Below are 14,210 nucleotides of genomic sequence, written 5' to 3' on the forward strand. Positions count from 1 at the left end.
GGGCTATCGTTTGTCTTTGTTCTCATCAGTTTCAGATTGCTTTTTCCGGAAACCATAGGGGCAGTGGCGGCATCCGTTCTGGCAGCAATAGCCACGTTTCAGGTGGTATTTTGCCGTAAAGACCATCAGCCCCTGCTCATTCAAATAATAATCTTCTCCTTCTTTTAGCGGCTGCATTTCCTTTTTGCTTATCTATTGCTTACAAATATCTGCAAATATGATGCGTTAGCCAAAATCACAAGCCTATAGTACTGCCTAAGCCCTCCCAGGCGTTATACTATAATATAGTCATGCTAATCTTTTCTTTACTTTAACCCATCAGCTTATGCCTACTTACCATACACTTACCGATGCCATTGCTGATATGCGCGCCCGCGGATTCGTAAACACCTTTACTATACAGCAGCACCAACTTTTCTGCCCCGAACTTTCCATCCCCATCTCTCCTGCCCAACTTACACTACTGGAGCATCACCACGTAAAAGCGCACGACACAACAGGCCACCGGGAAATATATGGATTCAGGACGCAGGATAACAAACTTGGAATAATGACAGACACCTACGCAGAATATGCTCCCGATGAGTTTGAAGCTATAGTTGGCCGTTACCTGCGTCAGGCACCTCGCGCATAAGCAGTCGTAGTTTTAATTGAGGGCGGGTTTTGCTACATTTACAACAATTAACTTTTTTTTATGTAAAAGTATAACGGCAAAGGTATACCCGCGCCCAAACAAGAGCTTACCTTATAAAACTATGAACACACATACTATTTCATCGAGCCAGGAAGCCATAGACATCGAGCATAAATATGGCGCTCACAACTACCATCCGCTGCCTGTTGTACTTACCCGTGGCGAAGGCGTGCACCTTTGGGACGTAGAAGGCAAACACTATTACGATTTCCTGTCGGCATACAGCGCCGTAAACCAGGGCCACTGCCACCCGCGCATCATAAACGCACTTACCGAGCAGGCACAGCAACTCACGCTTACCTCCAGGGCATTTTATAACGATAAACTGGGCATAGCTGAAAAGCACATCTGCGAGTTTTTTGGTTACGACAAAGCCCTGTACATGAACTCGGGTGCCGAGGCCGTAGAAACTGCTATAAAACTGGCGCGCAAGTGGGGCTACACTAAAAAAGGACTGGCACCAAACTCCGCTGAGATTATAGTTGTGGAGCATAACTTTCATGGCCGCACTACTGGTATCATCTCCTTCTCTACCGACCCTGACTCTACTAAAGGTTTCGGCCCATATATGCCGGGCTACAAAGTAATTCCTTACAACGACACTGATGCACTGGAGCTGGCCCTGAAAGAGAACCCGAACGTTTGCGGTTTCCTGGTAGAGCCGATACAAGGCGAGGCCGGTGTCATGGTTCCGGATGAAGGTTACCTTGCTAAATGTCATGCGTTGTGCAAGGAGTATAATGTGCTGTTCATGGCCGATGAGATACAGACAGGAATTGGCCGTACCGGTAAATTACTAGCCACTTATTACGATGATGTAAAAACCGATATCCTGATCCTGGGCAAAGCTTTGTCAGGTGGTGTGCTTCCGGTTTCGTGTGTGTTGGCGAATGATGATATCATGTTGTGCATACAGCCAGGCGAGCACGGTTCTACATTTGGCGGCAACCCATTGGCCGCAGCCGTTGCCATGGCAGCCCTTGATGTTATTAAAGACGAGAACCTGACTGAGAACGCAAACAAGCTAGGCCACATCTTCCGTCAGCGCATGGAGCAGATAAAAATGGAGCGCCCGGAACTGGTAACTATAGTTCGTGGTCGCGGCCTTTTAAATGCTGTTGTGATAGAGCCAACTGTTGACGGCCGCACTGCCTGGGATGTGTGTGTGTTATTAATGGAGAAAGGCCTGTTAGCCAAACCAACCCACGGAGACATTATCCGTTTTGCACCACCGCTGGTTATTACCGAAGAGCAACTACACGAGTGCTGCGATATTATAGAGTCTGTTCTGATGAGCTTCTAAGCAACTATAGCTTTCCATTATAAACTATAAAAGCGACGCCCCGGTGTCGCTTTTATAGTTTATAACAAATGCTTACCACCTACTGTTTTTGTGCTGCCATTGGATTTCAGCCATTCAACAATTCAACAATCAGCAATTAAACCGTACCTTTGCAGTACATTGATTTACACGCTTTTTATATTTATCAGCTATAGATATGATGACAAGAAGACCACGTCGTAACCGACAGAGCGAAGTTATCCGGAACATGGTGGAAGAAACTACCCTGGGCCTGAACGACTTCATTTTTCCGCTATTTATAATTGAAGGCCAGAATAAGAAAATAGAGATCAGCTCGATGCCCGGCATTAACCGCTTCTCTATAGATACCCTTTTAGAAGAAGTGAATAGCTGCGTAGAGTTGGGTGTGAAAGCTTTTGCCCCGTTTGCCAGCATTCCTGAGCAGCTTAAAGATAAAATGGCCACCGAAAGCCATAACCCGGACGGCCTGTTCCCGAGAGCCATACGCGAGATAAAGAAGAATTTCCCGGATGTAGTTTTGATGACCGACGTTGCCCTGGACCCTTATAGTTCGGATGGCCATGATGGTATAGTTGAGAACGGCGAAATCCTGAACGACGAAACCCTGGAAGTGTTAGGCAAGATGGCATTAGTGCAGGCTCAGGCCGGTACCGATATAGTTGGCCCTTCGGATATGATGGATGGCCGTGTTGGCTATATCCGTAAAGTGCTGGATGATGCCGGTTATAACAAAGTGGGTATTATGAGCTACACAGCCAAGTATGCCAGCTCTTTCTACGGTCCGTTCCGCGATGCCCTGGACTCTGCTCCTAAAAAAGGCGACAAAAAAACTTACCAGATGAACTTCGCCAACAGCCGCGAAGCCCTTATAGAAGCCGAACTGGATACCCAGGAAGGTGCAGACTTTTTGATGGTGAAACCAGCCTTAGCTTACTTAGATATCATTAAACTGCTGCGCGAAAACTCTCACCTGCCAATTGCAGCCTACAACATCAGTGGCGAGTATGCCATGGTAAAAGCAGCTGCCCAGAATGGTTGGATAGATGGCGAAAAAGCGATGGTAGAGGTACTGACAAGTATAAAACGCGCCGGTGCTGATGTTATTCTTACTTATTTTGCGAAAGAATACGCCCAGTTTATCCGCAGATAAAACCTGCTAACTATAGTAATAAAAAAGCACCGGCTACTACCGGTGCTTTTTTATTTAGCCGGCCTCATACAACCTTTGTTATAATCCACTCAAAAAAATTATACCTTAGCAGGAACAACTTTGGCTTTCTGAAGCTTAAGTAGTAACTTGAGAAACTATATGACTACCACTTTTACCAGTTTATGAAAAGATTAAGCCTCTGGCTCGCAGTTATCTCCCTGGCTACGACCACCTCGGCAATTGCCCAACAAACACAAGTCCGCACAAACTTTAAAAAGCTGGACAAAATTGCCTCTGCTGCATCAAAAGATTATAAAGCGAACAGAGCCAAAGCACTTAAACTGGCACAAGCACAAGGCTGGGTCATTGAAAAGGCTTATCCTGACGGTACCCGCATTTCTTTACAGGGCCTCGACTCACAGGGGATGCCCATTTACTACATTACCTATAACAACGCGCGTGCGGCAGCTACAGTTGGTACCGATCAACTCTGGGCTGGTGGCTCCCTGGGTCTTACGCTGAGTGGCGCAGGTAATGCCGTAGCAAATAAACTTGGCCTCTGGGATGGCGGCAAAGTACGCGAAACACACCAGGAGCTGACAGGCCGTGTAGAGCAGAAAGACAAACCATCGCAGGTAGATGACCACGCTACACACGTAGCCGGAACCATGATCGCGACAGGGGTTAACAAGCAGGCAAAAGGCATGGCCTACGAAGCTAAAATGCTGGCCGCATACGATTTTAACAGCGATGTTTCTGAAATGGCAACTGCCGCTAAAGACCTCCTGATCTCGAACCACTCGTATGGCTCTATTACCGGCTGGCGCTTTAACTCCGACAGGAAAGGTACTGCCGCAGATCCTAACTGGGAATGGTGGGGCAACCCGGCTATCAGTGCTACCGAAGACTATAGATTTGGCTTTTATGACAACAGCACAGCGCGTTGGGACCAGATCGCGTATGAGGCACCTTTTTACCTTATAGTTAAGTCGGCGGGCAATAACCGTAACGAGAACGGCCCTGCTCCGGGTCTGCCATATTACCAGCGCAGCAGCAGCGGCGCTTTTACCCTTATAAACTCGCGCAGCGAAGACCTGAGCAGCAACGACGGGTACGATATTATCTCGACCTATGGCAATGCTAAAAATATACTTACAGTTGGCGCTGTAAACCCGATCGCCAACGGCTATATCCAGGCTTCTGATGTACAAATCTCTGGTTTCAGTAGCTGGGGACCAACCGATGATGGCCGTATTAAACCGGATATTGTAGGGAATGGTGTAGATGTAATGTCTTCTGTTGGCACCAACAATACCGCTTATGCACAGTTCAGCGGTACATCAATGGCAGCGCCAAATGTATCCGGGTCGTTACTATTATTGCAGGAGCACTATTCTAATGTAAAGAGTGGCAGCATAATGCGCGCAGCTACGCTTAAAGGGCTTGTTATACATACTGCCGATGAAGCAGGACAAGCCCCTGGCCCTGACTATATTTATGGCTGGGGATTATTGAACATGGCCCGTGCAGCAACGGTTATCTCAGGTGCTAAAGCAACTCCAAACGCCAAACACCTGCTGGCTGAGCGCCAGTTACAGAACAGCGAGGTGTATGGTTTCGATGTAGTAGCTTCAGGTGAAGGCCCGCTTGTGGTTACTATTTCCTGGACGGACCCGGAAGCATCGCCGGTGCCATCTAACCTTTTAAACAACAGAACACCACGCCTGGTAAATGACCTGGACCTGCGCATAAGCCGCAACGGAACAAGCTACCAGCCCTGGACCATGAACCCCGCCACTCCTGCCAGCCCGGCTACGCCTGGCGATAACAAACTTGACAACGTAGAGCAGGTACTTATTGCAAATGCTATCCCCGGCGAAACATACAGAGTAGAGATCCGCCACAAAGGTACGCTTGTAAAGGCTCCGCAGGCATATTCTATAGTTGCCAGTGGCATTGGCGGCACAGCTTACTGCACTTCTGCCCCAACATCAGACCAGGGTGCCAGCATAGAAAGCGTATTGATAGACGGCACTAAGATATCGCCGGCACGTACGCCTGGCTGTACCACATACAGCAACTTCACCGAAAACCAGTTTACACTGGAAAGCGGCCAGACCAGAACTATAGCTATAACGCCAGCTACGTGCACTACAAATGCAAGCAAAATTGCGAAGGTGTTTATAGACTGGAACAGCAACGGAAGCTTTGCAGATGCCGGAGAACAGGTGGCAGCATCAGGAATAATAACAGACAACACAACTATAACAGCGGCCATTAAAGCGCCAGCAACAGCTAAAACAGGTATTAAGGTACGTATGCGTATCGTGTTATCTGAAACGACAGATGCAGCAAGTGTTAGCCCGTGTGGCACATACGCCAAAGGCGAAACCCAGGATTATGTGGTACAGCTTAGCAAACCTGCAAAGGACATTGAAACTGTACTGGTAAGTACAGCTGGCCAGTCCGTTTGCGCCACACCGGAACAAGCTATCACTGTAAAGATCCGCAACAACGGTGCGCTACCAATAAGCGACATACCGGTAACTGTAAAAGTGCGCAAAAACGGAACAGAGATATCACAGCTTACTGGTGTTTACAAAGGAACTATAAATCCGTCGCGTGAGGCTGAGCTAACCCTTACTTCATTTGCTACCGAATCCGGCGCATCTTACGAGCTGGAGGCTGTAACATCGTTACAGGGCGATTCGCAGGTGGGTAACAATACCATAAGTGCCAGCTTTACTGTTCCGAACCCTGAACCGGCACCGGAAGCTTCTGTTTTCCGTTGTGGCGATACGCCTAACTATTCTTTAACAGGCTCAGGCAATGGCACGATCTACTGGTATACGTCGGCTACTGCTACAAACCCTGTAGCAGCCGGAAATCAGTTACAGTTGCCTAAAGAAAGTATTGGCACCAAAATGTTTGCCGCCCTCAACGACTTCAGTGGAACAGCAGGTTATAAGAAGAAGTCTGATCTGCCGCTGGGTGGTTATAACCAGTTCTCTCCGGACGTGCTTGTAAAAGCCTATGCCCCGATGATGCTGGAAAGCGCCAGGTTATATATCGGCCATAGGGGTAAGATCACGTTCACGGTGTATAATAAGGATAACGTACAGGTATCTGAAAGAAAACTGGAAGTAACAGCCACTCAGTCTAACCCGGCTAAAGGCCCGCAGCCTAACGACCCGACAGACCAGGGCCAGGTGTATTACCTGGGTTTAACACTACCGGAGGCCGGTGACTATAGAATCGCTATTTCTTACGACGAGGATGCTACCATTTACAGAAACAACCAGGCAAACGTACCTTACCCGTTAGGCATACCAAATGTGTTTTTGATAACCGGTAACTCTGCCACCACCGAAACCAACACCTACTATTATTACTTCTACGACCTTAAAGTGAAAGCCCTGGGTTGTAAGAGTGAGCGTACGGAGGTACAGGTTAGAGGCACAGAGCCACTTGCGCAGCCGGTAGTTACCCGACAGGGCCTAACGTTACGTTCCAGCGCTACTGAAGGCAACCAATGGTACCTGAACGGCACAGCTATAGTTGGCGCTACTGCACAGGAGTTCTCTCCTCAGGAGAGCGGTGAATACACGGTTGAAATACAGAAAGACGGTTGCGTATCAGACAGGTCGGAGCTGTATAATTTCTCTTACAAGCCGCAAAAAGCTGTATTAGGAAAAGAGTTTGTAGTATCGCCTAACCCAAGTACGGGTATCTTTATAGTAGAAGGTGAGCTTGCCCTGGAGGATGTGGTAACCTTTACGGTTTATGATATGCTGGGCAACACCCTGCGCAATGGCACTATAACCAACTATAACGGTCAGTACGAAGGCCAGATAGATCTATCTTCTGCAGCGTCGGGAATGTACCTGCTACGCATACAGAGGAATGACGAAGTAATTGTAAAACGAATAATAGTACAGCATTAAGCTAAGAGCATGTTTAAATTTCGTTTTTGCATGTGAGAGTCAGACAGGAAGGGTTCTGGCGAAATGTTTTTAGAGCCGCATAGCAGCGCTACGTGGTGATAAAAAGATGAAGTCAGGTTCCTTTATGGTTGGTTTGCAGTGCAAAAGATGAATTTTAAACATGCTCTAAACTATAACCCAGCAAAAAAGGCTCTGATAATTCAGAGCCTTTTTTGTTTAGAGTCATTTACAGGAAAATATCAGCGCTGAACTATAGTTCTGAATTAGTTTCAACTATAGTTTGCCTTTTACGATCTGCCTTTGCCAAATTTGTTTTTCAGGGTAAGGTAATCGATGTAGTACAATACTTTAACTGAAATACTGTTGTTCTGCGGTGATGATATGGTGTTGGTAAAGTTATCCAGGTAACGTGGCACTACACTGCTTTGATCCTCCATGATGGCGTTCTTCCAGGCGATGCTTATTTCGCTACCAGGCGCAAACCACCACGAGTAGATCATATCAATGTTAAAGGCATTGAAGTTTCGGTTGTGGTCAGCATCTTCAAACCTGCCGTTGTAGCCACTTGGGTAAGTATCTGGGCTTAAGCTGCCATCGGTTGCCAAACGGTAAAACTTAGAATACTCTGCCTTAGACCAGTAATGGCGCGCCCGCAACGATACCGACATTTTGTTGTTGAAACTATAGCTGCCGGTAAGCGTGCTGGTAGTGGCATTCACATCACGCAGGCCAAATACCACTACACGCTCACTGTTAGGGTCGTCGCCGTTCGGGTCCATAAATGTTCTGGCAAAGCCCATATCATCCATGCGCACACTACGGTCATAGCTATACACGAACATCAGTTTATCATTTACGCGGTATCTTGGCGATATGGAATAACTAACACTTTGCCTGTTATTTTCATCAAACCAACGATAATTACCACTTACATCCAATGCAAGCTTTTTGCGGTAGTCAGAAGAGATGTATCCGCCAACATTATTATTTGTCGGGAACGCATAGTACCAACCGTTTACACGTGGTTCAAAAAAGTCGTAAGTTACTACCGGCTCAACGTTAAAGAACATTCCAAGGCTTGTAAAACCTTTTGTAGTGGTGTTAAGGTTACCATATATCACGAAGTTCTGGAAGGCATCCGGTTCATACCTGCGCGCATAAATTGCGCCAATGTTGGTATACATGTTCAGGAACTTCCAGAAAGGCTGGTAAATATTATAGTTGAACTGCAGGTTCTCTTCCATCGAGTTGTTCACGAACAAGATACCCAGGTCATTAGGATCATAGGTATCGGATATAACTGTATGCGAACCATAAACCTGGAAGTTACCACTTATCTTGCTTAACCCGATGCGGTAGGTGTGGCCCAGCGCAGTGCTATCGGATAAGTATTTCTGGCTCAGAGCTGCTTTACCATCTATGGCGTATGTGTTTTTCTTATTCGCAAACTTAAAGAGGAGCCCTGTCAGGTTTGCATCATAAGTGCTGCCCTGGCGCATAACATTGTTGTTGATCAGAGTTACGTAAGAGTTGTTCTTAAGCGACTGGTCCAGGACAAAGACATTATAGTTGGTAAGCGGCTGCGTTTCTTTTTTAAACCTGATGCCTTCGCTATTCTCCAGGGTGGCAAACTGCCGGCCAACTATAGCATTAAACACCCCAACACCTAACCCTGATTCTGTACGACCTGATATCTTTGTACCGTTAAGCATCTTCGTTTCCAGTGGGTTATCGATGATCTTATTGCCCAGCTCTTCTTCTGCATCACGGTTAAGAAAGTTAATGGGCATTCCTCCTATCCTTCTGGAGTAAAAGAAGTTGCCTTTATTAAACAGCTCTGTACCTTCCATAAAAAATGGCCGGTTCTCGTTAAACTGTACTTCAAACGGGCTCAGGTTCAGCACCTGGTTATCAGACTGCACCTGGCTGAAATCCGGGATCAGAGTCATATCCAGGGTAAAGGCATCATTAATTCCATACTTCACATCCATACCGCCACCAAAATTATAGTCGCTGCGATAGCTTACATCTTCAGTGCTGCCTTCCTGTATCTGGGGTATAGTTTCGGCGTAGGCCGAGACATATGGAGTGAAGGATAAGCGCAGCGGCGCTTCTATATTTTTAAGGCCTGTCAGTTTGCCCCATTGGTTCACGAAACCATCGATGGCAGGCTCTACGTGGTTCCAGAAATAACCCTGGCGCGTGGACTGGCGGTTACGCATAAAGTTAAGGCCCCACAACTGCTCTGGCTTGCTGCTGAAACGTATGGCTGAATAAGGAATTTTGAACTCGGCTACCCAGCTGTTGCCCTGCAGACTTGCATTGCTCTCCCAAACAGCATTCCAGCTAAAGTCTTCCCCGTTAGATGAGTAGCGGGCATCTAACTGCACACCTGCCGGGGTCGTGAAAAAGCCAAAGCCGTTTATCTGGTCATTATAAGTATCCAGGAAAACACCGAAGAAGTCTGTATTTCCAAAATCATCGCGCTTGCCAAGCTGCTTTAAAATACTATCCTGCGACACATCGTGCATAATAGCGCCTATATAAATAGCAGCGTCATCATACATAACACGTACTTCGGTTTTATGCTTTTCTTTTGGTCCCGGAGTTGGCCTGTTCTGGATAAATTCTGATGCGATCTGGGCTTGCTGCCATTCGGGCTCATCCAGCACGCCATCAATTTTAGGAGAAGTAGTGATACGAAGCGCTGCCAGTTCTTTTTTTACAACTGCAGGCTGGGATTTTTTGGTTGCCTGCGCCATCGTTTGCAGGCCTGGCAAGCATAATAAGCAGCAACAAAATGCACGTAACAGAGTTGCTTGTAAATGGTTTTTCATAGTTTAATAGCGCGTACAATTTAAATCAAGGTACAAATGTAAAGTATTGCCTGATGCCCTTTGTAACCTTAATGAGATAAAGATGCAGCAAACATATAAATAGTTGCTTGGGGTAGGCATAAACTATAAAATAAAAAAGCCACACATTGCTGCGTGGCTTTAGATAGGTTGTAACTATAAACTATAGGTCCTCTTCGCGAACCAGCATCAGCACTGCCGACTGCGGAACTATAAAGTATTTTTCGCCCATATAGTTTATCTCAATGGCATCGCGTTGCAGGTAAATGGCCAGGTCGCCTTCTTTGGCCTGTAACGGTATGTAGCGCACGTCTTCCTTGTCCTCGTCCCAGTCTTCTTCATCTAAACTATAGTCGGCAGGTATGGGGTAGCCGGGGCCAACGCGCATTATGTAGCCTTCCTGTACTTTCTCTTTTTCCTGCACGCCGGGTGGCAGGTACAGACCGCTCTTGGTTTGCTCCCGCGATGATTTTGGCTTAATAAGTACCCGGTCTCCTACTATAATGATCTTCTCCAGCTTATTTTTCTCGGATATTCTCATTGGCAGTACGTGCATTAAATAGGATCAGCGGTTACTTTAAAGCGCATAGCAGCCTTAACATTTACATCGCTCACAACAGAGCTTCGCAGTTCTGCACGGGTACGCACCGTGTAGCTGTCTTTTTTAAGGTACTCGTCCAACTTGGCGTTTGTCAGGTTCATGTTCAGCGTTTTCACATTCATGGGCACGTCCTCCAGGTAGGCAACCTTCACTTCATCCAGCCCATCTGCTGCTATGTATATCTCTATCTTTTTCAGGAAATCAAAGTCAGCTCCTTCTTCTTCCGGAATACTTAAAGTCAGCTTGTTCAGTGTTACATCTTTAACCAGTTCTGCGCGTGTATTGTTGTTCTTAAATGTTTCTTCAGAGTTAGTAGGTATGGTTACAGGGTCAAAAGCTACCAGGCCTATCGGGAAGTTAGATTCTACAACTATAGTTGTCTCTTCGTTGATATAAAAAGTTAACAGATCATCAATTTTATCGCAGGCAGTTATAGCAAAAGTTAAAAGCACTGCAAGGGCAAAAAATATGCGCTTCATAAGACAATAAGGTTTAAATAAAATAATATGAAATATAAATGCGGCAGGCATAATAGCTTGCGCTAACTACACCTGCCGCAAATTTAATAAAAAATAATTGTATTAATCCATCATATCAGCTGCACGCGGGCCATTGGTCGGGTGGTCTTCGCTCCAGCTCATCGGGTAATTTTTATCCATCAGGTCTACGGCGTATTCGGTCAGGTGCAATGGCTTAAAGGTATCGATCATCACAGCATATTCGTGTGTTTCCTTTTTGCCGATACTTGCCTCTACTGTGCCCGGATGCGGACCATGCGGAATACCGCCCGGATGCACCGTAAACGATGCCCTGTCTACGCCTTTGCGGCTCATAAAATCACCTTCCACATAGTATAGCACCTCATCAGAGTCTACGTTGGAGTGGTTGTATGGCGCAGGTATAGCCAGCGGGTGATAATCAAAAAGCCTTGGCACAAACGAACAGATCACGAAGTTATGCGCCTCGAAGGTCTGGTGTACGGGAGGCGGCTGATGCACGCGGCCCGTTATTGGTTCAAAATCATAGATCGAGAAAGCATACGGGAAAAAGTAACCATCCCAACCAACCGCATCAAACGGGCTGAACTCATAGTAATACTGGTGCAGATAACCTTCTTTTTTGATCTGCACACGGTACTCGCCTTTCTCAGTTTCCGTTACCAGTTCTACCGGCGGGCGCATGTCGCGCTCACAGAACGGCGAGTGCTCCAGCAACTGACCGAAGTGGTTACGGTAGCGGCGCGGCGTTTCTACAGGGCTGTGGCTTTCAATAATAAGCAATCTTGTCTGGCCTTCGTCGAACCGGAATTTATGAATAACCGTGCGCGGAATAACCAGGTAATCGCCGGGTTTAAACGGAATGCGACCCATCTGGGTAAGCAGGTCGCCGCTGCCATCGTGCACAAAAACTACCTCGTCGCTGGCTGCATTTTTATAGTAGTAGTTCATTTCGCGCTCACTCGGGTTGCAGATACTGATATCCACATCGTTGTTGAGCATCACGGTTTTTCGTGCATCCAGGTAATCGGTACCGGTAACTTCCAGGTTTAGCGTGCGCAGGTGGTGTGGCGCCAGTTTTATACCTTCGGCAACTTTCGGCTTAAATGGCACTGGCTCATCGATGCGGCTTATTTTGGTTGGCGGGTTTATATGGTACAGCAACGACGAAACGCCACTGAAACCCAGTGTACCCACCAGCTGCTCGGCATATAAGCTGCCATCCGGCTGCCGGAACTGCGTGTGTCTTTTTTGAGGGATCTCTCCCAGTTTATAATAAAATGGCATGCGCTATAGCTTTATTTAAGGTATAACTTATAGTTGAGAGCTTTACAAATGTACAAATATCCGCGACAGTACTTTTACACGCCACCTTTAGCAAGTTTCTGTGCCCGGCCAAACTGCTTTAGCGCCGCCTGGAACTCTTCGTCAGACTCGTGCAGCACCGGAAAGAAACCAGCATTTCCATACACGCTGCGTGCAATAAAAGCTTTCAAGTTATTGCGGATCAGGTTTTTAGAACGGTTAAACTGCTCGGCATTATATGCTACATCGCTTTTACCGGCCAGTGCCACCATATCCTTCAGCATTTTGTCCGTCACATCAAACGACTTCTTAAACTGCGCAAAGCTCATTTTCTCCAACTGTTTCTGGTTGTTCTTATAGTAGGCTAGGGCATATTCACGCATCACGTTCTTGTTGTATAGTTGGCTCAGATACTCCGAGAATTCGGTTGTATCGCGTGGCACAAACACATCGGGCATAATACCGCCACCGCCATAAACTATACGGCCTTTTTCGGTCTTATACTTCAGCGAATCTACAAACAGACTGCTGTCCGGGTGAAAATACTCGCCGCTTTCCAATCGGTTAAGCATGTCTTTGGCATACTCTTCGGTACCGTTTTTATAGGATTTCTGAATAGAACGACCGCTTGGTGTGTAGTACCTGGATATAGTTAAGCGCAGCTCTGAACCATCGTTCAGCGGGATCGGCATTTGCACCAGGCCTTTCCCAAACGACCGGCGACCAACTATAAGCCCGCGGTCGTTGTCCTGTATGGCGCCTGCCACAATTTCGGAAGCAGATGCGCTGCCTTCATCCAGCAAAATGATCAGGGCACCATTCTCGAAATCGCCTTTGGTGCGGGCAAAACTTTTAGAGTCGTAGCGTGTGCCTTTGCCATCGGTGTAAACCAGTAGTTTGTTGCCAGCCAGAAACTCGTCGGCCATGCGGGTAGCGTGGTCCATGTAACCGCCCGGGTTTCCGCGCAGGTCCAGTATAAGCTGGTTCATTCCTTTCTTTTTAAGACCAATAAGCGCCTGCTTAAATTCCTCAAAGGTATTGGCTGAGAAACGGCTCACTTTTATGTAGCCTGTCTTATCACCAACCATGTAGCTCACATCAACCGATACAGTTGGTATCTTATCGCGCTGAATAGTGAATGGCAGTAGCTTAGAGTTGCTGCCGCGCATAACACTGATATTTACTTTTGAGCCCTTTTTGCCGCGCAGGCGCTTGAACACACCTTCGTTGGTAATGCCGGTTCCGGCTACAGTTTCGCCATCTACTTTAATGATCTTATCGCCGGACAGCAAACCAGCCGCTTCCGATGGCCCGCCACTCAGCGGGGTTATCACATAAATAGTATCCTTAAAAATATTGAACTCCACGCCTATGCCTTCAAAGTCGCCTTCCAGGTACGAGCGGGCCATCGCCATATCTTTAGCTGGAATGTAAGACGTGTGCGGATCCAGTTTTTCCAGCATTTCGGTAATGGCATGGTCTGTCAGCGCTTCTACATCTACAGTATCTACATAGTCGCGGTCTATATAACTTAGTATGTCGCGGAACTTCAGGTAGCTTTTGGCAGTGTCCTGCGGGTTGTTTGTGGATGGTGAGAAAGTATTTGCCCCGATCAGTACGCCTGCCACTAGTGCCAACGCAATAAAAAGTGGCAATTTTATCTGAATAGACGAATTACGGATGTTCTTCCTTTCTTCGCTGTGCTCCATTTTACTCATAGTTCTTTGTGTGTCTGTGTAGTAGCAGCTCAAAAACTAAGCCGCAATACCAATTACTCTTAAATATACGGAAGGGCTACTTATCTATACAAATACAAATTTAACAGGGTTGCATACGCCTG

At 46.8% G+C, this 14,210-nt stretch carries 10 protein-coding genes; 4 read left to right on the forward strand and 6 right to left on the reverse strand.

All coding sequences use genetic code 11. The features are described 5' to 3' along the window. Positions 1–3 precede the first annotated feature (3 nt). Positions 4–177 carry a C1orf53 family protein gene (locus ABS362_RS06835; RefSeq protein WP_350411644.1) on the reverse strand — a complete coding sequence of 58 codons (174 nt, stop codon included), beginning with the start codon at positions 175–177 and terminating at the stop codon, positions 4–6. Positions 178–325: 148 nt separating this feature from the next. Between ABS362_RS06835 and ABS362_RS06840 the strand changes: the two genes are divergently transcribed. The 4 genes from ABS362_RS06840 (at position 326) to ABS362_RS06855 (ending at position 7,112) form a co-directional block, all read left to right on the forward strand. Further along, positions 326–634, forward strand: coding sequence for a hypothetical protein (locus tag ABS362_RS06840; protein WP_350411646.1), 309 nt, complete (start codon positions 326–328; stop codon positions 632–634). Positions 635–755: 121 nt separating this feature from the next. Then, positions 756–1,997 carry an ornithine--oxo-acid transaminase gene (gene rocD, locus ABS362_RS06845; RefSeq protein ID WP_350411647.1) on the forward strand — a complete coding sequence of 414 codons (1,242 nt, stop codon included), beginning with the start codon at positions 756–758 and terminating at the stop codon, positions 1,995–1,997. Between the two features lie 199 nt (positions 1,998–2,196). Further along, on the forward strand, positions 2,197–3,168 hold the full coding sequence (gene hemB, locus ABS362_RS06850; protein ID WP_350411897.1) for a porphobilinogen synthase: 972 nt from the start codon (positions 2,197–2,199) through the stop codon (positions 3,166–3,168). Between the two features lie 182 nt (positions 3,169–3,350). Next, positions 3,351–7,112: a S8 family serine peptidase gene (locus ABS362_RS06855; protein WP_350411648.1), complete on the forward strand. Its 3,762-nt coding sequence runs from the start codon at positions 3,351–3,353 to the stop codon at positions 7,110–7,112. Positions 7,113–7,399: 287 nt separating this feature from the next. On the opposite strand, the gene ABS362_RS06860 is transcribed toward ABS362_RS06855, so the two are convergent. From ABS362_RS06860 to ABS362_RS06880, 5 genes are all read right to left on the reverse strand, one after another. Beyond that, entirely contained in the window at positions 7,400–9,949 is a 2,550-nt protein-coding gene (locus ABS362_RS06860) for a DUF5916 domain-containing protein (protein WP_350411649.1), read from the reverse strand. A gap of 181 nt (positions 9,950–10,130) precedes the next feature. After that, positions 10,131–10,508, reverse strand: a complete 378-nt coding sequence (locus ABS362_RS06865) for a co-chaperone GroES (protein ID WP_350411650.1) — start codon at positions 10,506–10,508, stop codon at positions 10,131–10,133. Between the two features lie 14 nt (positions 10,509–10,522). Continuing rightward, complete coding sequence (locus tag ABS362_RS06870) at positions 10,523–11,047, reverse strand: hypothetical protein (protein WP_350411651.1); 525 nt, start codon at positions 11,045–11,047, stop codon at positions 10,523–10,525. A gap of 102 nt (positions 11,048–11,149) precedes the next feature. After that, positions 11,150–12,352, reverse strand: coding sequence for a homogentisate 1,2-dioxygenase (locus tag ABS362_RS06875; RefSeq protein WP_350411652.1), 1,203 nt, complete (start codon positions 12,350–12,352; stop codon positions 11,150–11,152). A 74-nt stretch (positions 12,353–12,426) separates the two neighbouring features. Continuing rightward, entirely contained in the window at positions 12,427–14,088 is a 1,662-nt protein-coding gene (locus ABS362_RS06880; protein WP_350411653.1) for a S41 family peptidase, read from the reverse strand. Positions 14,089–14,210 lie beyond the last annotated feature (122 nt).

Origin of the sequence: Pontibacter populi (genome assembly GCF_040278685.1) — a bacterium.
Taxonomy (GTDB): Bacteria; Bacteroidota; Bacteroidia; order Cytophagales; family Hymenobacteraceae; genus Pontibacter; species Pontibacter populi.